Raw genomic sequence first — 23,695 nt, forward strand, 5'->3', positions numbered from 1 at the left:
CGCCGCCCGGAAAGCCGAATATGGTGTCAACCCCTTCCTCCACCAAACATTGCACTATGGCCTTCGCGCCTTTGATTTTGCTCATAGGTTCTTCCTTAAAGTGGTTGTGAACGCCCGGCTTGCCCGCGCGCAGAGTCAGCTGCTTCATTATTGAAAGGCAGATAGGACTATATAAGCCAGGAAAACCGCTGTCAAGGCGAAATTACAAGACCTCTTGCAAATTTACCAGGATAAAGATTGCTGAAGAAGTGGAGCAGGTTGCAGCACCGCAACGAGCCACAAGGCCTACCTTGGCTCATGTCCGACTGAACATGCCTCGTAGTCGGTCGTATTTGCCTTATGTACGAGCCAACATGGGGCATGTCGGGCCTGATATGAGGCAAGTAAGGCTGTACTTGCCTCATGTACGACCGTATTGGTCATCTATGTTAAGCCTGACCTGCCTCAAGTCAAGGCCAACATGGGGCATGTTGCCGCTGAGGAAATCTCTGCGTGGCGGTCACGCACTGGGAGAACCGTATCTACACAATCTTGGTAATGAAGCTTACGCCCTGTGGCCTAGTGTTTAAGCAATAATAGATAAATCGGCGCAAGAATTCTTGAACCATTTTTTGCATCTTGCAAGACAAAGGCATCAAGATTGACTCCCCAAGAGCCGCCTGTAGCCACTCGTAGCTTAATAGTGTGAGCACCAGCTTTCATTGGCCCTAACTTTATCAGCTCGCTATCCCAAGCAAAGTCATTCCACGTGCCAGTATCTTCCGTTGTAAATGTCCCCTTGAGCGCATTATCGAGATATACTTCAATTACATTGCCAGCCACATCATCGGAGTAACGCACCTTGAACACTGCGTCACTGCTTGTCCAGTCCACATTGATGTTGTAAATCGCTTCATCGCCTTGCCCGTCAGATGTATTGCCTGAGTCTCCACCTAAATGAAGCACCTTTCCAGCAGAGGCATTGCTTTGATATTCCTCTCTTCCTCCAGATTTGCTCTGGTAGGTTTCTGCCTCACGCGGATAGTAGATATCTCCTGTTTTATTAAAAACAGCGGCAAGTGCATTCTTGATATAGGGATTCTTCATGAAAGTGTCCCAAACAAACCGGCTGCGATAGTTCTCAATGGCAATTGCCATCGCCCCAGCGTCAATACCCACAATATCATGCGTATATCCGTAGTTATCTGGGTCGGCCATGCTCAGGTTGTACGCATCGCGGAAGCCCCACAGAGACCAGAGCTTTGGATAGGTGTAATAGTGCTTCAATGCCAGCAAGGCCGGATTGCTTGAACCATACGGGAAATGGGCTATGCTCATGCCGGCAGCGCAGGGAGGTATAGTTCCACGATGAAAGATGGTTTGCGGAGCAGGGGGAATTCGTACTTTTGCGCCATCGGCATCCGCCTCATAGGTGCCGTCAGGCGCAAAACAGGCGGTATGCCCCCAGCTGTTCTCTCCGTAGGTCTCATGCGTTGCGGCATTGTCTATAAAAAACTGCCGGTGCGCTTTGATGCCCTGAACATCATTGTTCCACCAGTTGACCGGCACCTTTGGATGTCTATCAGTCAAACCTCTGTAATCAATCCACATGTGGTCAAAAAGATAGAGATACATTTGCCCGTACTGGTTTTGATACAGGGCATGGTCGCCATACGTGCCCTGCTCTCTTGTCCAAGCATAAAAGACGCTGCTGTCGACCGGAAATGTGGGAGAACCAACAGCCAGCAGATTGACAAGCCTTGCCTCGCTGGTAGTGTAGTCCCAATGTCCAGCAAAGCCGGATTCCGGCTTCCATTCCATCCAAAAATGATTGGTGGCTGCATCCAGCATGTATGTCCAGTCAACCCGTCTGTAAATGGCATCAGCAAGCGTTCGTATCTCCGTTTCCACCGGATCCGCGCCGGTGAAATATTCCTTGCAGGTGAGCACACCAGCTAACAACAGAGCAGAATCTATGGAGGAAAGTTCGGAAATGTTGTTTCTGGTGCCGGTGTCAATATTCAGCATGTGGTAAAAGAAGCCTTTGTAACCGCTGATGTCTGCTGCCCCATCTCCCTGCGGTGTATTCCATAATGTGGTAAGAACCTTTTTAACCTCATCCGCTATCTCGGAACGAGTTTTCCAACCTCTCTCTGCTGCGATGCAATATGTGGTTAAACCAAAGCCTATTGAGGCCGTGCTGCTGACATTGCGGCTGGCCAATCGGTCACGCATTAAACCGGTTGCAGGATGGGCAGTATCCCAGAAGAATCTGAAGACCCGCTTGCTGACCAATTCCAAGAATTCATCATCTGTAGTAAAACTTTCATGGGTGTCAACAAATGAGAGGTCGTCAAGATAAAGCGTCCCGACTTGAGCATCAACATGATCATGCTTGATGACAATTGCCCATTGCTTCATCTTTGTCCAATCGAATCCTTGGTCAGCCGGAAGATGCTGAAGATCAGTTATGACCTTCTCCTTCCAGCTACTGTCAATGCCAGTAATCTCTACCTGAGCTTTGTGTCCAGCTTTATCCACAAACTCTATGTAGCACTTAGACGTAAACGAGGCCACTCCCTTGATCCAGAAGTGAAACTCATCGAACTCACTCATATCAAAAGCTGGATCGTGATCGTCTGGATGATCTGGATCAGGATATTTGTAGGCAAACTGTTCCCAGTATCCGCCGTAAGAACCAGCAGCAGTAACATCGTATTCCAACTTTAGTGAATATCCATCAGCATCGTGCCGTTCCGTACTGTCAAAAGAGGGGGTAATAACAGCTCCTGGCGAATTCCACAACCCTTTGTTGCCGTTAAAATCATTTAACTGTGCATAATTAGGAGCATAAGCTGGACTCATATCAAAGTCGTCCAAAATGTAGCTGACATTTGCAAGGGCAGGCTTGACAGGCAGGCAGAAGACTGTCAATGATACTATTGCTAAACTCCATTTTTTACTTCTTTGCTTGTTGGTTTTCATGATCTCACCTTTTTGTTAGCATTGTTCCCGTGTTAAGAGGTGAAAAGCAGAAAAGCTTCTCCCCTTATTTTTCCTGCTGCTATCAAACGAACCTGCCCGACAAAACTTTACTGCCCGCCTCTCCTTCACCTCCATCCCCTGATTTCTTCCCTCTTGTACGCGGCTGTCGCTTGATTTCACTGGCCCTGGTGCCGCCTGCCATCTCGTATTCATTGCTGTCCCTGCCGTACTTCACCTTCACCCCGGAAAGCATCTGCGAGAACAAATCACGAAGTTCCCTTTCCATCACCTGAAAGTCATCGCCCGCCACATCGGCTTGGGCAAGCAGGCTATTGTAGGTATCTAAGGCAGCCTGAGCCTCGGCAATCTTGGCATCATAGACGGCAAGCATCAGGTTGTTGTCCAAGTCTAAGTTCGGATCAATTGCCCGCAGGTTGTCGGCGCGTTCTTGCGCATTGGCGACAATCTGAGATGATTTGTGACGGTAGGCCATGAGAGTACCTCCTTTGGGAAGTGTTAAAGGAGATTACAGCAGATGATAAGCAATAAAACCTTTACATGGTGTTGTCAAATAAAAAAATCGGCAGCGCAAGAAAATCTGTCTGGTCAGACACCTTGGACATCAGACGGCGGAGCTTTGCTGTTGAACAACTTTCAGCAGTTGATAAAGGCAAGAAAGCCAGCAGAGGCAAACAGGGCTAGGCGATGGACGAGGACAGCTTGACGGATCATTTTTCAGGCTCCTTTTTGCGAAAGGATGTTTCGGCTTGGGGAAAAGGCCGCTGGTGGTGTAGGATGCAAAAAAAGATTACGCTCATTTTCCGCATCGCGTCAATATGAAAATAGAATTCCCCACCTTTCAAGGTAGCCCGCAGCCTTTGGGCGCAACAGTAAGGCCATCCGGCATTAACTTCGCCCTCTTCGCCCGTCATGCGAAAACAGCCTCCTTGGTTCTCGGCCTGAAAGACGACCAAGACGCAGCCAGGTTCGAGATTCCGCTTGATCCCAAGTTACACAAGACCGGCGACATCTGGCATCTCCTTGTCAGCGGCTTGCCGCCGGGTATCCGCTACGGCTGGCGGCTTTCCGGCCCTTATGAGCAGGAAAAATCCGGTCTGGCGTATGACAGCAGACTCATCCTGCTTGATCCGTATGCCAAGGAACTGCGCTCGCCGCGCTGGGGCGAGCCGCGCAGCCGTGCTGGCAGCCAAACCCTCTGCCTGATTCCCGACGAATTCTACAACTGGGAAGGCGACCGGCCTCTCAATATCCCCTTGCAGGACTCAGTGATCTACGAACTGCATGTGCGCGGCTTTACCGTTCATCCTTCATCCAAGTGCAGCTTTCCTGGCACCTTTCTGGGTATCACGGAAAAAATTCCTTACTTGAAAAAACTCGGCATTACTGCGGTGGAATTGATGCCAGTGACGGAATTCGACGAGACTGACTGCACCTTCCGCAATCCAGACAGCGGCGAGCAACTCAAAAACTACTGGGGTTACAATCCGCTCTCCTTTTTCTCCCCTAAGGCGGCCTATTCCAGCGACAGCGGCCATCCCCTGCACGAGTTCCGAGACATGGTTAAGGCCCTGCACCGAGCCGGAATCGAGGTTATCCTCGATATGGTCTTTAATCATACCGCAGAAGGCAGCTGGGACGGGCCAACCACCTCCTTTCGAGGCATTGACAACCCGATTTACTACCTCCTCGACCCCTGGACGCGGGCCTATCTCAATTTCTCCGGCTGCGGCAACACCTGCAACTGCAATCACCCCATTGTCCGCACCTTGATTATGGATGCCCTGCGCTGGTGGGTGATCGAAATGCACGTTGATGGCTTCCGCTTTGACCTGGCCTCCATCTTAGGTCGAGATCAACAAGGACATCTCCTCAGTAACCCGCCGATGGTGGAGATGATCGCCGAAGATCCGGTACTCGCTGACACTAAAATCATTGCTGAAGCCTGGGACGCAGCAGGTTTATATCAAGTCGGGCATTTTTCTGACCATCACCGCTGGGCTGAATGGAACGGCAAGTTCCGGGATGATGTGCGGCGGTTCATGAACGGTACAGCAGGCTTGACTGGTCTTTTAGCCACCCGGATTGCCGGCAGCTCGGATTTGTATCAGCACAATGGCCGCCGCCCCTGCAACTCGATCAACTTCATCACCAGCCATGATGGCTTTACCTTGGCGGATTTGGTCAGCTACAGCGCAAAGCGGAACCGGGCCAATGGCGAAGACAACCGGGATGGCGACAACCACAATCTGAGCTGGAATTCCGGGGTAGAAGGCCCAACGGTTGACCCTGCGATTCAGCAGCTTCGCCTGCGCCGGATAAAAACAATGGCCGTGATTCTCCTGCTCTCGCAGGGCGTACCGATGTTGGTCGCGGGCGATGAATTCGGCAGGACGCAGCAGGGCAACAATAACGCCTGGTGTCAGGACAACGAAATCAGCTGGCTGGATTGGCGGTTGGCAGAAAAGAACAAAGGCCAGCTCCGCTTCTTCCAAAAATTGATCCGCCTGCGCCGTGACCACGCCATTTTCCGGCTGGCTGAGTTCTTTGAGATCAGCAGCCCGGACAAACCACCCTCCTCGCAAGAAATCATCTGGCACGGCCAGCAGCCGGGAAAGCCAGACTGGTCAGCGCAGAGCCGTACCTTGGCCTTTCTCCTCAAGGACATAGTGCCTGATGACGGCCCGGATGCCAATTTTTTCATCATGCTTAATGGCCAAACCGACCAGCCCGCGCTTTTCACCGTGCCGGAAACCGCAACACCTGGCAGGCAGTGCGTGTGGAAGAAGATCATCGACACTGGCCTCGAATCCCCAGAAGATTTCCTTGATCTCAAGCAGGCTCCCAGGATTGCGGTAGGCGCGGTGGTTCGGGTGGCAGCAATGGGCTGCGTAGTTTGCCAAAGTACGGAAGGAAGTCAGCCGAAAAGGAGAAAAAGCGCATGAAGAAGCAAACCCTGCTCATGCTGGGCGACTCGTTGGTGGAATGGGGCGACTGGGCCGTGTTGTTGCCAGAGCTTGAGGTAATCAACCGGGGCAAGGCCGGGGAACTCACGGAAGAGCTGTCTGCCCGCCTATTTCTTGAGCTTGACAAGGTAGCAGAGCCAGACTTGATCCTGATCATGTCTGGCACCAACAATCTCCTCAACGGCAGCCCGTATTTCACCTCCATCTTCCAGACTTTACTGCCCAGGCTAGTCCTGCTGTGCCAAAACAGCACAATCATCGTCAACTCCATCCTGCCAATGCGCCTTCAAGGGCTGGCCCAAGACAGCATCGCGGCGGCCAATCAGGAATTACGGGCAACTGCCAGGCAAAGCAACTGCCATTTTCTTGATGTGACTGGGCCGTTTAACGAAAGCTGCCTGCCTATCACTCGACCTGGCTTTCTCAACGATGGAGTGCATCTTTCCACGCTTGGTTATCAGATTTGGGCTAAAGAAATCAGCCGGTTTTGTCTTGAATTGCCTTGTCCGGCAGCTTGATTTGCCAGCCGTTGCTCAAGAATTATACTCGGTCGGCAAGGAGTCTTGCTTGTCCGCCAAGGAGTTCTGCCGACTTGCAGAGGATTTTTGCCGAGTAAGAAAGGAGTTGGAGTTGGCAAGAAATGAGTCTTGCCGACTAAGAAAGGAGTTGGAGTAAGCCGGAAAGGAGTCTTGCCGAGTAGGAAAGGAGTTATACTCGGCAGCAAAGGAGTCGTACCGACTTACAAAGGAGTTGTAGTAAGCCAGAAAGGAGTTCGGCTTGGTTATAAAGGAGTTTGGCCAAGCAAAACTCCTTTGGTAGTCGGCCAAACTCCTTGGCAACCGAGTAAAAATGGTGCGTTTTGCCAGAGCAAAGCGTTGCATCTTGGCCACGGCGGTTATTCCCATTCTTCATCAATTTCTCATTTCCTCGTAACACAGTTCTAACACCCACCAATTAAATAATCAGGCAGGAGAAAGGCTGCATCAGTTCCCAACGCGGTAAGGCAACCAGTGTACGCTCCGGCACTGTATCGCGTCCGGGGACTGCCCTTTGTTTCGGCTACGCTGACAGTTGCGGCTGTCATTCTTTTAAATTAATGGGAAGGAGAGAAGAGAGATGAGGAAGAAACTCAATGGCAAGGGCGTGGCCGCCTTGGCTGCTGGCTCGATGTTGCTTGGCACATCGACAGGGGCTTTTGCCCTGGAGATCAAATCTGGTAACGACAAAGTTGAACTCCAGCTGAAAGGCCATATCGCACGGGCGGTGCTAGTCGCAGATGATGGCCAGGAGAACAAGTTCTTGCATGTGGACAACAGCAACTCGGAGAGCCGGATCACTCTTGATGGCAAAGTAAAGGCCGATGACCTGACTATCGGCAGCACTTTTGAGCTGCAATGGCAGGCGAATCCGTCGGATAAGGTGTCGATGGAGGAGGAGAGCATCTCTGGTGAGTTTAAAGAACGAATCATGGAGGTGTATCTTGATTCCAAGGAGCTGGGCAAGTTCTCTTTGGGCCGGGGTGATATGTCTTCTGATGACAGCACCGAGGTTGATCTGTCTGGCACGGACTTAGCAGGCAACTCTGGCGTGGCGGATGTGGGTGGCGGCTTCAAGTTTAACGATCCCAACGTGTCAATGCCGACCACAGATGAGAACGGTGAAGTGGTGGATAAGCGTCTGGCCGTAAGCAATGTGTTCGATAACATGGACGGCTTGAGCCGGAGAAACCGAGTGCGCTATGATACCCGGAAATTCGCCGGCTTTGGCTTGGGCATCGCAGCTGGCGAGAAGGAGATGTTTGATGCGACGCTGGTGTATTCCGGTGAGTTGGCTGGCACCAAGCTTGAAGGCGCACTGGCCTGGTCTAATCCGGGCAGCGACAAGGACTATAGCCAGATCAACGGCTCGGCTTCACTGCTTTTCCCCTTTGGTCTGAATGTCACAGCTGCTTTTGGCAGTCGCGATCTGGATGAGATGCCTGCTGGTGACGATGAGCCGGTCTTCATGTACGGCAAGATCGGTTACAAGTGCGATAAGCTCCTGTCTATCGGCTCTACGGCCATCTCTCTGGATTACGGCGTGTACGAAAACGTCAAGCATCAAGACAAAGGTGAAGAGGGCACGGCTTACGGTCTTCAGCTGGTGCAGAAAATCTCTGACTGGAACACCGAACTCTATGCGGCTTGGCGGAATTACGAGCTGGAAGACCATACTGGCGCGAACTACGAGGATATCTCTCTGCTCATGGCCGGTGTGCGGCTTAAATTCTAACCTGATTTAACCAGCAGACAGCGGATGTTCCCTCGGACATCCGCCTTCTTTCCTCTGCTGCCCAAAGGATCCCTTCGCTTTTTTCTGGAAAAATAGCAGGGGCAAGGGTATGATAGGTGCGGGCAGTCTCATCACATTAATTTTTAGAAGGAGAGGAAAGATGAAGAAACAACTGCCGTCAGCAAGCTCAATTAGCTTAGTTGCCGGGGCAATGCTTTTCGCTGCTGCGACTGGGGCTTCGGCTTTAGAGATAAAATCCGGCAATGACAAAGTCGATCTGCAACTCAAGGGTCATGTCAACCGAGCAGTCATGTATGCGGATGATGGCAACGAGAGTAACGTGTTCCATGTTGACAATACCAATTCCGAGACCAGGGTCGGACTGTACGGAAAACTGGCCGCCACCGAATACCTGACCATCGGCAGCAACTTCGAGCTACAATGGCAGGCCAATCCGTCTGATAAAGTGTCAATGGAAGAGGAGAGCATTTCTGGCGACTTCAAAGAGCGGCTGGCTGAGGTTTATTTTGACTGCAAGAAGGGCGGCAAGCTTTGGTTAGGTCGCGGCAAAATGACCAGCGACGACAGTTCTGAAGTTGACCTTTCTGGCACTGATCTAGCGGGCAACTCCGGCGTGACCGATGTCGGCGGCGGTTTTAAGTTTTACAACGCAGCAGCAGCTCCGGCTCCGGAAGATAGCGAGGAAAGCACAGGTTTTACGGTTAAGGATGTCTTCAATTCCATGGACGGCACCCGATACAACCGGGTTCGCTATGATACACCCAAATTTGCAGGTTTCAGCCTCGGCGCAGCAGCAGGCGAACAAGATTTGGTTGATGCCATCTTGAGGTATTCAGGTGAATTCGCTGAGACAAAGCTGGAAGGTGCTCTTTCCTGGTCCAATCCTGGCGACAACGGCGATTACAGCCAGATCAACGGCTCTGCCTCTGTGCTGTTCAATTCCGGCCTGAACCTGACCGCTGCTGGCGGTACCCGTGACATGAACAATATGCCTGTAGGCGGTGACGAGCCAATTTTCATGTACGGCAAGATCGGCTACATTTGCGACAAAATGTTCGCGATCGGCAGCACAGCGGTTTCTGTTGATTACGGCATCTTTGAGAATGCTAAGAAGCAGAACATCGGCCAGGAAGGCACAGCCACGGGCGTACAGTTCGTGCAAAACCTGTCTGACTGGAGCACCGAACTATTTGCGGCATACCGAGGTTATGCGTTGGAAGACACGACCGGCGCGGATTACGAAGATATCACCATTGTAATGGGTGGTGCTCGCTTCAAGTTCTAAGTAAGACTTCTCAATAAGTGTTGGGGCAACTCTCTGTGGTTGCCCCGGCAATGTATGCACGATGTCGCCTGGCATTGTGTCGTGGTTCAAGCCCCTGCGCAAGGGGCTTTTCTGTATGCGGATGATAAAGCAGTCTGCACCTTTCCTGTCGCACACACTATGGCCAAAGAAAAAATCCTGCTGGTTGAAGACGCAGAGGACATCCTGGAGTTAGTCCGCTACCATCTGGCCAAAGAAGGCTATCAGGTAAGCTGCGCCCGATCTGGGGAAGAGGCGTTGAATGCTGTCCGACAGACTTCCTTTGACCTGATCCTGCTTGATCTGATGCTGCCGGGTTTAGATGGGCTTGAGGTCTGCCGACGACTACGGCGGGACGCGGCAATGGCGCATGTACCTGTCATCATGCTTACTGCGAAAAGCGAGGAGACGGATATGGTGGTCGGCCTCGAATTAGGGGCGGATGATTACGTGACCAAACCCTTCAGTCCGCGTGTGTTGACAGCCCGCATCCGGGCTGCGTTGCGCCGCGCGCAGCAAAAGGACGACGGCGAACAGGCTGATATCCTCAGCATCGGGGCGTTGCAGATCGACCGCTCCCGTTATGAGGTCTGCGTTAAGGGCGAACTCGTGCGCCTGACCGCCACGGAGTTTGGCATTTTGCTCTGTTTGACCAAACGGCCAGGCTGGGTCTTTAGCCGCTACCAGATTGTTGAGGCAGTCCGGGGCGAGGACTACAGCGTCACCGACCGGGCCGTGGATGTCCAGATTGTGGGGTTGCGGAAAAAGCTCGGGGAGCTGGGGCATTACATCGAAACCGTGCGCGGTGTGGGATATCGCTTCCAGGCGCAGGCCGAGGCATGAGAAAGCTGCTCTGGAACCTGTGCAGCTCCTACCTGCTCCTGGTGCTCCTTGCCCTGAGCGCAAGTTTCTTTTCTGCGTCCTTCCTCCTCAAACCTTTTCATAACGAACAAGCGCAGCAGCAGCTCGCAGCCCAGGCCCGACTCTTCCGCAGCCAGCTTATCCAGGAAGCAACTTTACGCCAGGCCGAAAGCAAGATTGGGAAGCTCTGTGCTGCCTTCCAGGCGGAGTTAGGCACCCGCATCACGGTGGTGCTGGCCTCAGGCAAGGTCATTGGCGACTCAGAAGAACAGCCAGCGACGATGGACAATCATGCTGACCGGCCAGAAATCAAGGCCGCGCTCGCAGATGAAATCGGCGTTTCTCTGCGCCGCAGCTACACCTTAGCCAAAGAGATGCTGTATGTTGCTGTTCCGGTCAAAAGGGCAGGAGCAATCTGGGCGGTGGTGCGGGCAGCGGTGCCAGCCCAGGACGTGCAGCAGCAGCGTCAAGCGGTTCTGGGCAAGATTGCCCTGGCTGCGCTGCCAGCTTTGCTGCTAGCGGCAGCAGGCGGCTTGCTCCTGTCGTGGCGCATCAGTAGGCCGCTGGAAGAAATCGAGCAGGGCGTGCTGCGCTTCACTCAAGGCAGCTGGCAGCATCGTATTCGTATTGCTGGGCCGCTGGAAATCACCAGTCTGGCTGCGTCCTGCAACCGGATGGCAGCCCAGCTTGACGAGCAAACCACGGTACTCAAGAAGCAGCTGGACTTGCTCGAATCGACTTTCCGCAGCATGGCCGAGGCAGTCGTAGTGACTGACCAAGAGGGCCGCATTCTCCGCTGTAATCAGGCCGCAGGCAGGCTGTTTGGCTTTGAGATCAACCGGGTTGCCGACCGCGACATCCAGGAAATCATCCGTCATGCCGATGTGCAGCAGTTCCTCGCTAGGACGCTGAAAAAAGGCAGGCCGACCGAAGAGGTCATTGCCGTCAATACAGGCCAGGAAAAGATTCTCAGTGCGCATGGCACCCTGCTCCGCAGCGAAACCGGCCAGATCGCAGGGGCACTGCTGGTTTTTCATGATATCACCCGCCTCAAACGGCTGGAAACCATGCGCCGTGACTTTGCGGCCAATGTCTCGCATGAGCTGAAAACCCCAATCACCGCGATTAAAGGCTTTGTCGAGATCCTGCGCGATGGTGCTTTGCATGAACCGGAGAACGCTGACCGTTTTCTGGAGATTGTGAGCCGGAATGTCCAGCGACTGCACGCCATCATCGAAGATTTACTCGCTCTGGCCCGCTTAGAACAGGAAGAGGAGCAGGGACAAATCCACCTGAACTGGCAGGCCATCAAGCCGGTACTGGAAAACGCCGCTGCGGTCTGTGCGCCAGCCGCGCAGGCGAAAAGTATCCAGCTTGAACTGCGCTGCGCCGAGGCCATCAAGGCGCAGATCAACAGTGCGCTGCTGGAGCAGGCCGTGGTCAACCTAGTGGATAATGCAGTGAAATATAGCCACGAGCGCAGTGCGGTTATCTTGCAGGCAGAACAACGGGTGCAGAACGGCGAAGTGGTGCTTGCGGTGCAGGATACGGGCTGTGGGATCAGTCGGGAGCATCACGCCCGCCTTTTTGAACGCTTTTACCGGGTGGATAAGGCCCGCAGCTGCAAGCTGGGCGGCACTGGCTTGGGTCTGGCGATTGCCAAACATATCGTACAGGCCCATCACGGCACAATTACCGTGGAAAGCGCACTAGGCAAGGGGAGTATTTTCTCGATCAGGCTGCCAGGTTGAGCAAGCAGCAAGGGGAACAGGGTGTGCAGGTGAGCAAAAGCCCTCTGCAACGGGGAAAAATGGCCGTGCATCAGTGAAAAATCGTTCTGTAACGTGGAGAAATGACTGTGTAGCGGTGAAAAATCACCCTGCACCGGTGAAAAATGATCGTGCAGTGGGTAAAAACGACAGTGCAGCAGGGAAAAACCATTCTGCAGCGGGGAAAAACGACTGTGCAGCACTGCACCACCATTTTTCCCCGTGTATTTATCAGAAAACGGAAGGCCGCTGCCTCTCCTTCCGCCTGAATAAGCAGCTGCCTCCTTAGAAGCGGAAGCGCAACCCGCCACCGATGCGGCCATATTTGTCCATATCGTCCAGCTCATCGGTGCCAACTCTGCCTTCCACGAAAATAGCCGCGCTGGTCGAGGCCGGAGCACCAAAGATGCGCAGACCAATCTCGGCGATGTAGTCTGCTTGGCTGTCCTCGCTCGGCACTTCGTCTTCGCCATTGGTCATCCAGGAACCAACACCCAAGCCAAGGAAGAAGGGCGACCACGTTGCGCCGTGCGCTGAGGTGCATTGGTAGAAGTTATACTGCACCATGAGATCGAGCAGGAACGCATCGGCTCCAGCATCGCCACTGATCTTGGCTGCCCCGCCTGCTAAAGCCAAGAAGGAGAAGTGCGGATTAATAACATACTCCACGCCTAATCTACCTAGCCCGTAATCTGCTTCTTCTGGTTGCCGGAGATATCCTACGTCCGCAATGAAATGGAACGGCGACTCGCAGCACTGAGCCGCTGCACCCTGCACTTCTTTCACCACTTGCTTGACCACGGTTCGCGTCGGCCCAGGCACAGTGACTCGCTTCACGACGGTTCTGGTTGGGCCAGGCACATGGATAACCCGTTCCGGGCCAGGAACTTCCTTGACCACCTCTTTCACTACTTCTTTGACTACTGGTTTGTCCACGTATTTGATCACTTCCTTGGGCACGTAAACCGTCGGGCCAGTTACTTGTACTGGGCGATCAACATATTTGATGACTTCTTTCGGAACATAAACCGTTGGCCCAGGCACCGGAACCTGCCGAACCACTTCTCTCACCACCGGGCGGTCAACATAAACCGTCGGGCCAGGAACGGGAACCTGCACCTGCTTGATCACCTCTTGCGGGACATAGACGGTTGGGCCAGGCACCGGCACTTCCTTAATCACTTGCTGAATGACCGGGGCCTGCTGCTGCACTATTTGCACTGGCATCGGCGCAGGGACAGACTCCTTCAGGGCCAGATTGCCGCATTGCAGAGGTACGGCAAAGGTATAACGCTGGCCGTCCTTGTCAATCATAAACTCAAATACTGACAGCGGCGCATTGCCGCCCCAGGTCACATCCCGCGCTACCTTAACCCGGCCCTTGCCGTAGCGACGGAAGAGCATCCAGTCAATCTGCTGGCCTGGTAAGTAATCAACAATGGCGATCTGGGTCTGCGGATACTGGGCAATGTGGGCCTGCACCAGGGGGAAGAGGTCTGCATTGCCTGCTGCTGACATGCCCGCCTGGATATCGCCGCTCATATCCTGCATCATGGCCCGCAGATCCTCCACGGTTGATAGAGGTCGGGAAACCGGATGCGTACCCACTGTCCTGAGAATACTTGCAGCCTGCACTTGGACTGCGCCTGTGGACGCAGTCAATGCGGCCAGCACTGCTACGGACACCAACATCTTTTTGCTCTTGTTCATCGCCTTCTTCCTCCTACATCTTTGTTGCATGTAATGAGCAGGCCTATTCCTGCTCAGAAATTGTCTGCCAATATGCTGGGTCAGCTGGGAATTCTTCCCGGCCAATCAAGGCCGCACCTACCGCGTTGCCCACTTCGTAATGCTCCGGGAAGCTGACGCTGGTGCGTAGCCGTTCTGCAACCGCAGGCAGGAAGCAGCGCGAGGCCGCACCAATGCCAATGATCGGGATCTTCACCGCCACGCTCAGGGAAAAGAGCGGGTTGTCCTTGCTGCTGAGAAAAGGGGCGGCCTCGCTGGCTGGCCAGACTTTGCGGGCCAGATAATCAAGGATGATGGTTTCAATAACTTGCTCGGTGGCTGCCACCACCCGCAGGCAGAGGCTTTCCACATCCATCTTCAGGGCCGCAGCCAAAGCAACAGCCCCGCGCTCGGCCTGCTCACGGTTGCCGATCTTCAGCTTGCCTAGGACATGCAGGGCATCAGTCGGCGTAAAGCCAATCATCCTGATCTGCTGGCGGTAGGTGAGTCGCTCCAACCATTTCTCTAACAGCACCCCAGACATGCCAATCTGCAGCGCCAAGGTCTCTGGGTTGGCTGCGCCATATTCGAGCAAACTGCGCAGGATTTCATCGTGCGAGGCTGCTGCTTCATCCAGCCCCTCTACCGGCATAACCAAGGCATTGCGCAGACCACAGCCCAACCAGTCTGCCGGATCTGGCAAACCAGTGGTCATAGACAGCGGCTGTACCCTCGTCTGCGCCAGACGAATGCTCGGGCTATGTTCTAGCGAGCAGATAACATGGGAATCACCGCCCCCGCCTGCGGTGTACATGTCAATGGCCTCGATGTGGGTCTGCCACTGGCCGATCCGACAGCCTTCGTTGCTCAAGACCGGCCAACCGTTGCGGATCATACAGACATCAGTGGTTGTGCCGCCGACATCAACCACCAAGGCGGTCTGCTCGCCAGCGGTGCAACCGAAGCGGGCTGTAGCTGCCGGGCCACTGGCCACGGTAATTGCGGCTCGCTGCACGGCTTCGTCTAAGTTTGCGCCCCTACCGTTACCGCAGATGATCGTCACCGGGCAGTTTAGTCCGGCCCGGAGCATAGAAATCTGCACCGAGGAAAGAAAACCCACCATCAGCGGCATCAGGCGGGCGTGCAGGCAGGCCGTGGCTGCCCTGGCGTGCATTCCCGGACTACCGCTCACCTGATGCGAGCAGAAGACTGGCTTGGGATCGAGAATGCCAATGGCCTCTTCTGCCACCAACTCGTGGGTTGGGTTCTTGATCGACATGGCACTACAGATCGCATAGCTATCTACCTCGCCGCGCAGGGCACGCACGGAATCCACCAGCCCTTCCAGATCAAGCGGCTCTTCTTCTTCGCCAGTGATCTTATGGCCGCCCTTCATGAACACGCTGGCAGTCACTGGCAACTTGAAGTGGCGGACATGGCCAAAGACCAGCAAGGCAACCCGTGCGCCTCGTCCCTCAACCACTGCGTTGGTAGCCAAGGTAGTAGAGACAGACAAACGGTTAACAGCCTCTGGTGGGATGCCAAAGGACAGGAGCCGCTCCAACACCTTGCCCACGCCAATGCCGAGATCGTGATGCGTGGTCGGCTCCTTGACCGAATGTGCCACCTGAAGGGTGGAATTGCTGATCAGAACGCCGTCGGTGCAGGTGCCGCCGGTGTCAATGCCGATGCAATAGCTGTCCATGTCTATCGTGTCCGTCCTGTCTCGAGTCCCGCTGAAAAGTATTCGGAAATCATGTGCCTTGCTGAAGACTACCTGAAGAAGAGACATTGTAAACCGGTAGCTGCCGATTGTCCAGTACCGACTGAGTAAGTAACAGATGACTTGGCGTAGAGTAGGGCGAAGTTTCATCAGAATGCGTTTGCATGGTAGGCGGAGAAGGAGTAACTTGCAGTGGATAAACTGCGCGGTGCTCACGCACAGCTCAGTTGCCAGTAACCTTCACCTTTTTCTATGCAAATGACCGACCGAGCCAAAACCGTTGCTGATGCCTACCGGGCCTGCAACCCGGAAAAGCCTCTGTCTGCTGAGGATGATCGCTATGTTGATCTCTCGGAAAGCCGGGGCGTGGAGCATATTGCTGAACTCATCACCTGGAGAATCCAGAACAGCGAACCTGCCGTGCAAATCAAACAGCTTTTCACTGGCCATCGCGGTTCTGGCTAGACCACTGAGCTGTTTCGTTTGCAAAAGGAACTGGAGAACAACAAGTTCTGCACAGTGTATATGGACGTGGAAGAGCTGCTTGATCTGGGTTCGCTCAATTATCTTGACGTGCTGGTAGCTATCGCCCGCCAACTTCAGGAAGAGCTGGCCAAAAGAGACCTGCCGCTGCCAGATGTGCTCCTGAATAACATCGCGAGCTGGTTTGACGAGTGTATTGTTGAAGAGACAAAGAGCACGGAAAAGCAAGGCTGCGTTGGAACTGAGGCGAAAGCAGGCAGCAAAATCCCCTTTTTCGCCGAACTGTTTGCCAGCGTCACCGCCAACATTAAGACTGGCAGCACCCAGCGGGAGACGATCAGGAAAAAACTGAGCCGGGAACTCAGTGTGTTTATGGACAAGCTCAACCTGCTGATCAGTACGGCCCGCGAAAAGGTGCGCAAAAAAGGCTTTGCTGATCTTGTCCTGATTGTGGACGGCATGGAGAAGATGCACTACGAGCTGAATTCAGAAGGTCAGTCCAACTACAACGTGCTTTTCATTCACAACGCCGAGCGGCTGCGGGCACCGGAATGCCACATCATTTACACCGTGCCGGTTTCGCTCGCCTATCAGCAAAATCTCAAGGCGTATTTTGATGACATTATCGTCCTACCGATGGTCAAGACGGATAAGCCAGGCATCAAGAAGCTGATTGAGGTTGTCGAACGGCGAGTGGATACCAGTTTGGTCTTCGGCGGGCCTAAACTGCTGACCAAGCTGGCGCAGACCAGTGGCGGCGTGGTGCGCGACCTGATGCACTTGATACGGATGTCGATGGAGACCAAAGCCGAGCAGATTGGCGCGGCTGATGTGGATCGCGCTATCTCTAATCTGCGTAAAATCTATGATCGCCTGATTCGCGAAAACGATATCGAGCACTTCCAGCGGATTCAGCGCACTCGCCGCATCCAAGGCGGCGATGAAAAGGCGGGCCGCCTGCTTGACCAACGCTTAGTACTGGAGTATCAGAACGGCGATCTTTGGGCAGATATCCACCCAATCGTTCGCCAAATCCCCTGGGTCAAAGCTGCGCTGGCTGACCATGCAGCCTGAAAGCACCGAATCCGTTATCAGCCGGATATGCCGCGCTCTGAGCTGGGCAGACGGCTTTGCCCTCTTCTTTGTCCTCGTCAATCTGCCAACAGCGCGGAAGGCCCTGGCCCGCCAAGTGATCACCCAGTTTGCGCGGCCCGTTGTTGAGCTGACTGTACCGCAGCAGGGCTTTGGCGGCACGACCTTAGACGGCTGGCTACTGCCTCAGTTGTCAGGCACAGACGAAACCAGCCCGGTTTTCCTGCATGGCTTGGACCAGCTCCTGCCTAGCGGGCAAAAGCAGCTGCGGCATTTCCTCCAGCAGCTCAATTGGCGGCGTTCTGCGCTGGCTGCGATCAAGCGGCCTTTGGTGCTTTGGCTGCCGCGCCACGCTTTGGACAGCCTGGCCGAGTATGCGCCGGACTTTTACGACTGGTACAGCAATGTTTATGAGTTTGCCTCGCCGGATGAGGAAGCAGTGCAGCTGGGCAATGGCTTTAGGGCGGAATTCAACACCGAGGTGCATCCAGCCTTACGCCAAAGCAAGGCAGAAAAGGAGCAATGGCTGCACACCTTGACCGTGCTCCTGGATGAACACCCGGAACGCAACGCCTACCGGGCCAAGTTGCTTTATGATACAGGCCAACTGCATTATGCTCTGGGCAATTTGGATGATGCCTTTGCCTTGTACAAGCAATCACTCGACATCTACAGAGAACTTGGCAACAAGCAGGGGGAAGGAGCACGTCTCAACAACATCTCTCAGATTTACCATACCCGGGGTGACTACGAAACCGCGCTCGAATATCTCCAGCAGGCACTCGCAATTCAGCAGGAGATTGGCGATAAGCAGGGGGAAGGAGAAAGCTTCAACAACATCTCCCAAATTTACAAAGCCCGGGGCGAATACGAAACCGCGCTTAACTATCTTGAACAGTCGCTCAACATCCGCAGAGAACTTGGCGACAAGCAGAGAGAAGGAGTAATTCTCAACAATATTTCCGGGATTTACTATGCCCTTGGCGACGACGAAACCGCACTTAACTATCTTAAACAGTCGCTCGAGATCAGCAAAGTACTCGGCGACAAGCAGGGAGAAGGAGTAATCTTCAACAACATTTCCCAGATTTACTATGCCAGTGGCGACGACGAAACAGCACTTAATTATCTTAAACAGTCGCTCGAGATCAGCAAATTACTCGGTGACAAGCAAGGAGAAGGAGTAATCCTTAACAACATCTCGTTGATTTATAAGGCCCATGGCGACTACGAAACCGCGCTCGACTTTCTCCAGCAATCACTTGTAATTCGTCAGGAGACTGGCAACAAGGCAGGGCTTTGTACCACCCTATTCAACATCGGCCATCTTCACAGAAACAAAGGAGAAGAGGAAAAAGCCCGGCAAATGTGGGTGCAAGCCTATCTGCTGGCCAAAGAAATCGGCTACGCTGACGTATTGCATAATTTGGAGCAATTAGCCAAAAAACTTGGCTGGGAAGGCGGCTTACAGGCTTGGCAAACACTGGCAAAGAAGTTCAACCTGGGCAAGACCAAGCCAGATTGATTCGAGTCTGGCCTCTGCGCACTCCTTTGCCAGCTGCTTGCTCTGCTTGGTAAGTCGCTCGCCAAGGAGTTTGGCTCGGCAGAACTCCTTTCCTACTCGGCCAAACTCCTTTGTTGCCTAGCCGCATTCCTTTTCTGCCGACTCCAACTCCTTTCTTGCCGACTTGCACTCCTTTCCGGCCAAACAGCAAAGGAGTGCGGCCAAGCAAAACTCCTTTGTTGCCTAGCCGAACTCCTTTGCGGCTTGGCAAAACTCCTCTTCTGCCGAGTACAACTCCTTGCTTACCGACTTGCAAAGCAGGGGAAACAGGTGGCAATGGCTGGGAAATCCAGCGAAATCCTACAACAGCCCGTTCACTATCGCCTTGGCCTCGTCCTGAATCCGGGCCAAGTGCGCCGCATCAATGAAACTCTCGGCGTAAATTTTGTAGATGTCCTCGGTGCCGGAAGGCCGCAGGGCGCACCAGCCGTTGGCCGCGACAATCTTCAGCCCACCGATGGCTGCGCCGTTGCCCGGTGCTTTGGTGAGAATGGCAACGATGGGTTCTCCGGCCAAGGTTTTCACCGGCACGTCCTCCGGCTGCAATTTCTTCAGCACCGCCTTCTGCACGGGCGTGGCGGGCGCGTCAATGCGAGCATAAACCGGCGCACCAAACTGCTGCGTCAGATCTTGATAGTATTCGCCCGGATCGCGTCCGGTTCGCGCCGTGATTTCAGCCGCCAGCAGGTTGAGGATGATGCCGTCCTTGTCCGTGCTCCAGACCGTGCCGTCCTTGCGCAGGAAGCTCGCGCCCGCGCTTTCCTCGCCGCCAAAAAAAACTTTGCCCTTGAGCAGGCCGTCCACGAACCATTTGAAACCGACCGGCACTTCAACCACTTTGCGGCCCAGCGCGGCGGCGGCGCGATCAATGATTGAGCTGCTGACTAAGGTTTTACCTATACCCAAATCAGCTCGCCACTGCGGACGATGCTGGGCTAAGTAGGAAATAGCGACGCTCAGGTAGTGATTTGGGTTCATCAGGCCCATGCTCTTGGTGACAATGCCGTGGCGGTCAAAGTCGGTGTCGTTGCCAAAGGCGATATCAAAGTCCGCCTTCATCGCCACCAGCCCGGCCATCGCGTAGGGCGAGGAGCAGTCCATGCGGATTTTGCCATCCTTATCGCAGTGCATGAAGGAGAAGGTGGAATCGAGCGTGTCGTGGAAAATCTCCATGTTCAAGCCGTATTGCGCCTTAATCGCCTGCCAGTAGGCCATGCCTGCGCCGCCCATTGCGTCCGCGCCAATGCGGATGCCGGACTTGGCAATGGCCTCCATGTCAATCACTTGGGTCAAATCCTTGACATAAGGCAGCACGTAATCGTACAAACGCAGTGTCTCCACCTTGAGCGCGTCCGCCAGCGGCAGTATTTTTACTCCAGCTAAATTGTCTTCAAGCAGCTGGTTAGCGCGGGCCTCGATAACGCTGGTCACATCGGTATCTGCTGGGCCACCATGCGGCGGATTGTACTTGAACCCGCCGTCAGCAGGCGGATTATGTGACGGGGTGATGACGATGCCGTCGCAAAGCGGTCTGCCCTGCTGGTTATGGGTGAGGATAGCGTGTGAGATGACTGGTGTGGGCGTGTAAACCGAATTCCCAGCGGCAATACAGACCTGTACCTTGTTGGCGGCCAGCACTCGCAACGCCGTGAGCTGGGCAGGCCAGGAGAGCGGGTGGGTATCCATGCCCATGAACAAGGTGCCATTGATGCCTGCTTCACGTCGGTAATCACAAACAGCCTGGGTAATGGCCAAGATGTGCGCCTCGTTGAAGCTGCGCTTAAGCGCACTCCCACGATGGCCAGAAGTGCCGAAGCTGACTCTTTCCGCGCTCTGCTGCGTATCAGGAATCAAGGTAAAATAGGCGGAAATTAATTCCGGGACATTGATTAATATCGATTGCGGGGCAGGCAGGCCTGCTAAAGGGTGGGTGCTCATGGTTCCTCCTGTGCTGTTTACTGGTCGTGCTGCTTCTCTGCTGCGGCAAAAGTATCCCGTCTTCGTCAATCTTGCCAGAGAAAAACAGCAGTTGGCAGGCAGCCTTGCCCAGAAAAACGCAGAAAGCCGTTGACAGCTTCTGCTGTTTAGCATAAAGTGACCCGCTTATGCACTTTAAGATGAACACGCAGATGGGACATGCCATTTCAGCAAAGGATGTGATTTTTTCATGATAGAGGTTGAAGTTAAAGGAGACCTTGAGTACGCGATTCGTCAGTTAAAGAAGAAACTACAGATTGACGGCATCAAACGTGAACTCAAACGGCGCGAGGCTTACGAGAAGCCCAGCATTAAAAAACGCCGCAAGTCTGCTGAAGCCCTGCGCAAGCTGCGCAAGTACAACCGGATTAAAAACCGGATGTAGGTTTTCAGGCCCTGCCACTGTTCCACTTGGCAGGGCTTTCTTTTTTACTGCCCTCCTCGCCACTGCTGTTCTGTGTTGGAAACCTCGCCTCTGATTGACAGCCTTGACCACTTTCTGCGCCATCTCACGGTACAGCGTAGGCTCTCTCTGAACACGGTTAATAGCTACGGTTCTGATCTGCGGTTCTTTATAGAATTTCTCCAAAAGCAGCACATAGACGATCCAGCGCACATCACTGCCGTTGAAGTTCGGGCTTTCCTAAAAGATTGCTTTGCGCGCGAGATTCAAGCCCGTAGTAATGCCCGACGACTCTCTGCTCTACGCTCCTTTTTCGCTTTCCTGGTCTTGCAAGGAAAGCTCACTGTCAGCCCAGCAGCAGAGATAGACCTACCCAAGATTGGCAGCATTCTTCCAGGAACTCTGTCTGTCGCCGAAGTTGATCTCTTGCTCGTACCACCTGATGCGGGCGAGACTGATCCATTGCTGTTGCGCAATGCCGCGATGCTCCACTTGCTCTATGCCACTGGTATCCGGGTTTCCGAATTAGTCAATCTGCCCGTGCAGGATTGCAGTTTGAGCAGCGGCCATGTCCGCATTCTTGGCAAAGGGAATAAAGAGCGCATGGTGCCATTCAACACCGAGGCAGGTGTGAGAATTACAGCTTATTTGGAACAAGGCCGTCCAGTATTACTGAGCGGGCGGAGTAGCCGTTTTCTCTTTGTCACCAAACAAGGTGGAGCCATGACCCGCAACCGCTTCTGGCGGATCATTGGCGAACTGGCCCGACAGCGCGGCATCAGTAAGACTGTCAGTCCCAAGACCATGCGGCACTCTTTCGCTACCCACATGCTGGCAGGCGGAGCCGATTTGCGTGCTCTCCAGATGATGCTCGGTCATGCTGATATTGCCACTACCCAAATTTATACCCACGTTGATAAAAGTCGCCTCAAGGCCGGGCACCAGAAGTTTCACCCACGCGGCTAATTCGTATTGCCTTCTCTCAACAGAAAAATTCTCCCTCCTGCACAAAGCAACAGCATCCTCTGACAAAACGCGGTACATTGTCGGGCGTGACCTGGTCACGCTTCAGCTATCATTCCCAAAATGCAACTCAAGCGACACCATGAACCCGATGCGACATTTACCGAATCTGATTACTGCTGCCCGCCTTATCCTCACCTCGCTACTGGCTGTGCTGCTGATGTTTGTTGAAGAAGAGAAAAAAGGGCTGGCTGTGCTCTGCTGTCTGTTGTTCACTATTGCTGCGGTCACTGACTTGCTTGATGGTTACGTGGCCCGTCGCTACGGCGCAGTCAGTACCTTGGGCAAACTACTCGACCCCTTGGCCGACAAACTGCTGGTAACGACGGCCTTGATCATGCTCATTCCCCTGAATCGTTTACCCGCCTGGATCGCCCTACTGATTCTCTCGCGCGAACTGCTGGTAACAGGACTGCGGGGCATTGCTTCTTCTGCCGGAATTGTGGTGGCGGCAAGTGGGTTAGGCAAGATCAAATCCATTACCCAGTACGTTGGGCTTGGCATCCTCATTTTTCCCCTCGGTGTCCTGCCGATCCCATTCCTACATCACCTCGGCCTCTTCCTGGTCTATATCGCCCTGGTGCTGACCTTATGGTCAGGCGCAGACTATTTCTACCGCCTACGCCGAGTCTTTTTGGCGGAAGAGGACAGTAATCAAGCATAACCTTGTTGTTAAAGCTTACCTTCATGCCAGGTCTTGATGGAACAGGGATCTCCTTCGAGCCTCTGCGCAGATTTCTGCCTCACAATATTGCCGCTACCGTTATCCGATATCCGTCAGACCGGCTCCTCTCTTTTGCAGACACTGTTGATTGCGCTTTCGAGCAGATTGCGGGAGAGCAAGACATCATAGTAGCAGAATCTTTTTCAGGGCCGGTAGCAATTGCACTTCTTGGATCAGGCAGAGTCAAAGCCAAAGGAGTCCTTCTTTGCGCTACCTTTGCTCGGCTACCCAAACGATTCGCTTTCCTGAATATGAACGCATTGCCTCTTGAATTCGGCTTTCGTGCTCCGTTTCAGAACCTACTGCTGCGGTATTTTATTGGCAATGCAAAGAAGAGGCAATCTCTTGAATCCATGCAGGAGCGAATAGCAGAGATCGTTCCCGTGAAAACAATAGTTCATCGGATTCGTTTGCTTTCATCTCTTGATGTCCGTCCGTGGCTTCCGCATCTCAAGATGCCTTGCTGGTACATTCGGCCAACCAGGGATAGGCTTCTTCCGGCAAAGGTAGCTACTGATTTTGTTCAGGCGATACCCCACCTAGTCATAAAAGAGATACCGACATCCCATTTCGTTCTTCAGTCAGAGCCAGCAGTTTCAGCAGCAGTGATAGAGGAATTCATGAAAATCATACCTTGTGGATAACGCCGATTCGTTTCTTCATCCCACACCCGCCCTTGCCTCTCATCCACGTTGGAGGGAAAGTATCATCTAGATGCGTCACTCAGGGTCATCAGGATGAGTCTTTCCTGTCATCTATATGAGTCTCCTAGGGTCATATAGATGACACTTCTGGTATCATATAG

21 protein-coding genes are annotated in these 23,695 nt (G+C 53.6%); 14 read left to right on the forward strand and 7 right to left on the reverse strand.

What is annotated here, in order from left to right:
* Positions 1-558 precede the first annotated feature (558 nt).
* Complete coding sequence (locus ACNKIB_RS13500; protein ID WP_417911093.1) at positions 559-2,964, reverse strand: glucoamylase family protein; 2,406 nt, start codon at positions 2,962-2,964, stop codon at positions 559-561.
* Between the two features lie 82 nt (positions 2,965-3,046).
* Complete coding sequence (locus ACNKIB_RS13505) at positions 3,047-3,457, reverse strand: hypothetical protein (protein ID WP_417911094.1); 411 nt, start codon at positions 3,455-3,457, stop codon at positions 3,047-3,049.
* A gap of 343 nt (positions 3,458-3,800) precedes the next feature.
* Between ACNKIB_RS13505 and glgX the strand changes: the two genes are divergently transcribed.
* Genes glgX through ACNKIB_RS13520 form a run of 3 tightly spaced genes read left to right on the forward strand, consistent with a single transcriptional unit; the run spans position 3,801 to position 6,623 of the window.
* Complete coding sequence (glgX, locus tag ACNKIB_RS13510; protein WP_417911095.1) at positions 3,801-5,927, forward strand: glycogen debranching protein GlgX; 2,127 nt, start codon at positions 3,801-3,803, stop codon at positions 5,925-5,927.
* The gene (locus ACNKIB_RS13515) at positions 5,924-6,466 is read left to right on the forward strand and encodes a GDSL-type esterase/lipase family protein (protein ID WP_417911096.1); all 543 of its coding nucleotides are present in this window, start codon (positions 5,924-5,926) and stop codon (positions 6,464-6,466) included. The genes glgX and ACNKIB_RS13515 overlap by 4 nt, the downstream gene beginning before the upstream one ends.
* On the forward strand, positions 6,441-6,623 hold the full coding sequence (locus ACNKIB_RS13520; protein WP_417911097.1) for a hypothetical protein: 183 nt from the start codon (positions 6,441-6,443) through the stop codon (positions 6,621-6,623). Before ACNKIB_RS13515 ends, ACNKIB_RS13520 begins: the two co-directional genes overlap by 26 nt.
* 33 nt (positions 6,624-6,656) lie before the next feature.
* Here ACNKIB_RS13520 and ACNKIB_RS13525 read toward each other — a convergent pair whose 3' ends face one another.
* Complete coding sequence (locus ACNKIB_RS13525; RefSeq protein ID WP_417911098.1) at positions 6,657-6,860, reverse strand: hypothetical protein; 204 nt, start codon at positions 6,858-6,860, stop codon at positions 6,657-6,659.
* A 204-nt stretch (positions 6,861-7,064) separates the two neighbouring features.
* On the opposite strand from ACNKIB_RS13525, the gene ACNKIB_RS13530 reads away from it, so the two are divergent.
* The 4 genes from ACNKIB_RS13530 (at position 7,065) to ACNKIB_RS13545 (ending at position 12,155) form a co-directional block, all read left to right on the forward strand.
* Positions 7,065-8,219 carry a porin gene (locus tag ACNKIB_RS13530; RefSeq protein WP_417911099.1) on the forward strand — a complete coding sequence of 385 codons (1,155 nt, stop codon included), beginning with the start codon at positions 7,065-7,067 and terminating at the stop codon, positions 8,217-8,219.
* A gap of 160 nt (positions 8,220-8,379) precedes the next feature.
* Positions 8,380-9,525 carry a porin gene (locus tag ACNKIB_RS13535; RefSeq protein ID WP_417911100.1) on the forward strand — a complete coding sequence of 382 codons (1,146 nt, stop codon included), beginning with the start codon at positions 8,380-8,382 and terminating at the stop codon, positions 9,523-9,525.
* A 159-nt stretch (positions 9,526-9,684) separates the two neighbouring features.
* A complete protein-coding gene (locus ACNKIB_RS13540) occupies positions 9,685-10,386 on the forward strand; it encodes a response regulator transcription factor (RefSeq protein WP_417911101.1) in 702 nt (233 codons plus the stop codon).
* Positions 10,383-12,155 carry an ATP-binding protein gene (locus tag ACNKIB_RS13545; protein ID WP_417911102.1) on the forward strand — a complete coding sequence of 591 codons (1,773 nt, stop codon included), beginning with the start codon at positions 10,383-10,385 and terminating at the stop codon, positions 12,153-12,155. Before ACNKIB_RS13540 ends, ACNKIB_RS13545 begins: the two co-directional genes overlap by 4 nt.
* On the opposite strand, the gene ACNKIB_RS13550 is transcribed toward ACNKIB_RS13545, so the two are convergent.
* Genes ACNKIB_RS13550 through ACNKIB_RS13560 form a run of 3 tightly spaced genes read right to left on the reverse strand, consistent with a single transcriptional unit; the run spans position 12,086 to position 15,606 of the window.
* The gene (locus ACNKIB_RS13550) at positions 12,086-12,496 is read right to left on the reverse strand and encodes a hypothetical protein (protein WP_417911103.1); all 411 of its coding nucleotides are present in this window, start codon (positions 12,494-12,496) and stop codon (positions 12,086-12,088) included. The two genes, ACNKIB_RS13545 and ACNKIB_RS13550, sit on opposite strands and share 70 nt — an antisense overlap.
* Positions 12,459-13,883, reverse strand: coding sequence for a hypothetical protein (locus ACNKIB_RS13555; RefSeq protein ID WP_417911104.1), 1,425 nt, complete (start codon positions 13,881-13,883; stop codon positions 12,459-12,461). The genes ACNKIB_RS13550 and ACNKIB_RS13555 overlap by 38 nt, the downstream gene beginning before the upstream one ends.
* Positions 13,884-13,926: 43 nt before the next feature.
* The gene (locus tag ACNKIB_RS13560) at positions 13,927-15,606 is read right to left on the reverse strand and encodes a hydantoinase/oxoprolinase N-terminal domain-containing protein (protein ID WP_417911105.1); all 1,680 of its coding nucleotides are present in this window, start codon (positions 15,604-15,606) and stop codon (positions 13,927-13,929) included.
* Positions 15,607-15,882: 276 nt separating this feature from the next.
* Between ACNKIB_RS13560 and ACNKIB_RS13565 the strand changes: the two genes are divergently transcribed.
* The 3 genes from ACNKIB_RS13565 to ACNKIB_RS13575 are packed head-to-tail and all read left to right on the forward strand — an operon-like array spanning position 15,883 to position 18,724.
* The gene (locus ACNKIB_RS13565; protein ID WP_417911106.1) at positions 15,883-16,089 is read left to right on the forward strand and encodes a hypothetical protein; all 207 of its coding nucleotides are present in this window, start codon (positions 15,883-15,885) and stop codon (positions 16,087-16,089) included.
* Positions 16,090-16,107: 18 nt separating this feature from the next.
* Entirely contained in the window at positions 16,108-17,181 is a 1,074-nt protein-coding gene (locus ACNKIB_RS13570; RefSeq protein ID WP_417911107.1) for a hypothetical protein, read from the forward strand.
* Complete coding sequence (locus ACNKIB_RS13575) at positions 17,171-18,724, forward strand: tetratricopeptide repeat protein (protein ID WP_417911108.1); 1,554 nt, start codon at positions 17,171-17,173, stop codon at positions 18,722-18,724. Before ACNKIB_RS13570 ends, ACNKIB_RS13575 begins: the two co-directional genes overlap by 11 nt.
* Before the next feature lie 339 nt (positions 18,725-19,063).
* Here ACNKIB_RS13575 and pgm read toward each other — a convergent pair whose 3' ends face one another.
* Positions 19,064-20,701 carry a phosphoglucomutase (alpha-D-glucose-1,6-bisphosphate-dependent) gene (pgm, locus tag ACNKIB_RS13580; RefSeq protein ID WP_417911109.1) on the reverse strand — a complete coding sequence of 546 codons (1,638 nt, stop codon included), beginning with the start codon at positions 20,699-20,701 and terminating at the stop codon, positions 19,064-19,066.
* Between the two features lie 232 nt (positions 20,702-20,933).
* Between pgm and rpsU the strand changes: the two genes are divergently transcribed.
* The 4 genes from rpsU to ACNKIB_RS13600 all read left to right on the forward strand — a co-directional run bounded on the left by rpsU (position 20,934) and on the right by ACNKIB_RS13600 (position 23,534).
* Positions 20,934-21,125 carry a 30S ribosomal protein S21 gene (rpsU, locus tag ACNKIB_RS13585; RefSeq protein ID WP_417911118.1) on the forward strand — a complete coding sequence of 64 codons (192 nt, stop codon included), beginning with the start codon at positions 20,934-20,936 and terminating at the stop codon, positions 21,123-21,125.
* A 75-nt stretch (positions 21,126-21,200) separates the two neighbouring features.
* Positions 21,201-22,109 (forward strand): site-specific tyrosine recombinase XerD, encoded by a 909-nt coding sequence (gene xerD / locus ACNKIB_RS13590; RefSeq protein WP_417911110.1) that lies wholly within the window; start codon positions 21,201-21,203, stop codon positions 22,107-22,109.
* A 139-nt stretch (positions 22,110-22,248) separates the two neighbouring features.
* Positions 22,249-22,830: a CDP-diacylglycerol--glycerol-3-phosphate 3-phosphatidyltransferase gene (gene pgsA, locus ACNKIB_RS13595; RefSeq protein WP_417911111.1), complete on the forward strand. Its 582-nt coding sequence runs from the start codon at positions 22,249-22,251 to the stop codon at positions 22,828-22,830.
* A gap of 5 nt (positions 22,831-22,835) precedes the next feature.
* Positions 22,836-23,534 (forward strand): alpha/beta fold hydrolase, encoded by a 699-nt coding sequence (locus ACNKIB_RS13600; RefSeq protein WP_417911112.1) that lies wholly within the window; start codon positions 22,836-22,838, stop codon positions 23,532-23,534.
* Positions 23,535-23,695: the final 161 nt, after the last annotated feature.

The organism is Candidatus Electronema sp. PJ (assembly GCF_048287395.1).
Classification (GTDB): Bacteria; Desulfobacterota; Desulfobulbia; order Desulfobulbales; family Desulfobulbaceae; genus Electronema.

Excerpts from the sequence above, each read along its gene's own strand:
- glgX (WP_417911095.1), top strand. The coding sequence starts at position 3,801 with ATGAAAATAGAATTCCCCACCTTTCAAGGTAGCCCGCAGCCTTTGGGC.
- ACNKIB_RS13545 (WP_417911102.1), top strand. The coding sequence starts at position 10,383 with ATGAGAAAGCTGCTCTGGAACCTGTGCAGCTCCTACCTGCTCCTGGTG.
- ACNKIB_RS13550 (WP_417911103.1), bottom strand. The coding sequence starts at position 12,496 with ATGGCCGCATCGGTGGCGGGTTGCGCTTCCGCTTCTAAGGAGGCAGCT.
- ACNKIB_RS13535 (WP_417911100.1), top strand. The coding sequence starts at position 8,380 with ATGAAGAAACAACTGCCGTCAGCAAGCTCAATTAGCTTAGTTGCCGGG.
- ACNKIB_RS13515 (WP_417911096.1), top strand. The coding sequence starts at position 5,924 with ATGAAGAAGCAAACCCTGCTCATGCTGGGCGACTCGTTGGTGGAATGG.
- ACNKIB_RS13540 (WP_417911101.1), top strand. The coding sequence starts at position 9,685 with ATGGCCAAAGAAAAAATCCTGCTGGTTGAAGACGCAGAGGACATCCTG.
- pgsA (WP_417911111.1), top strand. The coding sequence starts at position 22,249 with ATGAACCCGATGCGACATTTACCGAATCTGATTACTGCTGCCCGCCTT.
- ACNKIB_RS13525 (WP_417911098.1), bottom strand. The coding sequence starts at position 6,860 with ATGAAGAATGGGAATAACCGCCGTGGCCAAGATGCAACGCTTTGCTCT.
- ACNKIB_RS13530 (WP_417911099.1), top strand. The coding sequence starts at position 7,065 with ATGAGGAAGAAACTCAATGGCAAGGGCGTGGCCGCCTTGGCTGCTGGC.
- pgm (WP_417911109.1), bottom strand. The coding sequence starts at position 20,701 with ATGAGCACCCACCCTTTAGCAGGCCTGCCTGCCCCGCAATCGATATTA.
- ACNKIB_RS13555 (WP_417911104.1), bottom strand. The coding sequence starts at position 13,883 with ATGAACAAGAGCAAAAAGATGTTGGTGTCCGTAGCAGTGCTGGCCGCA.
- ACNKIB_RS13560 (WP_417911105.1), bottom strand. The coding sequence starts at position 15,606 with ATGGACAGCTATTGCATCGGCATTGACACCGGCGGCACCTGCACCGAC.
- ACNKIB_RS13500 (WP_417911093.1), bottom strand. The coding sequence starts at position 2,964 with ATGAAAACCAACAAGCAAAGAAGTAAAAAATGGAGTTTAGCAATAGTA.
- ACNKIB_RS13575 (WP_417911108.1), top strand. The coding sequence starts at position 17,171 with ATGCAGCCTGAAAGCACCGAATCCGTTATCAGCCGGATATGCCGCGCT.
- ACNKIB_RS13565 (WP_417911106.1), top strand. The coding sequence starts at position 15,883 with ATGACCGACCGAGCCAAAACCGTTGCTGATGCCTACCGGGCCTGCAAC.
- ACNKIB_RS13505 (WP_417911094.1), bottom strand. The coding sequence starts at position 3,457 with ATGGCCTACCGTCACAAATCATCTCAGATTGTCGCCAATGCGCAAGAA.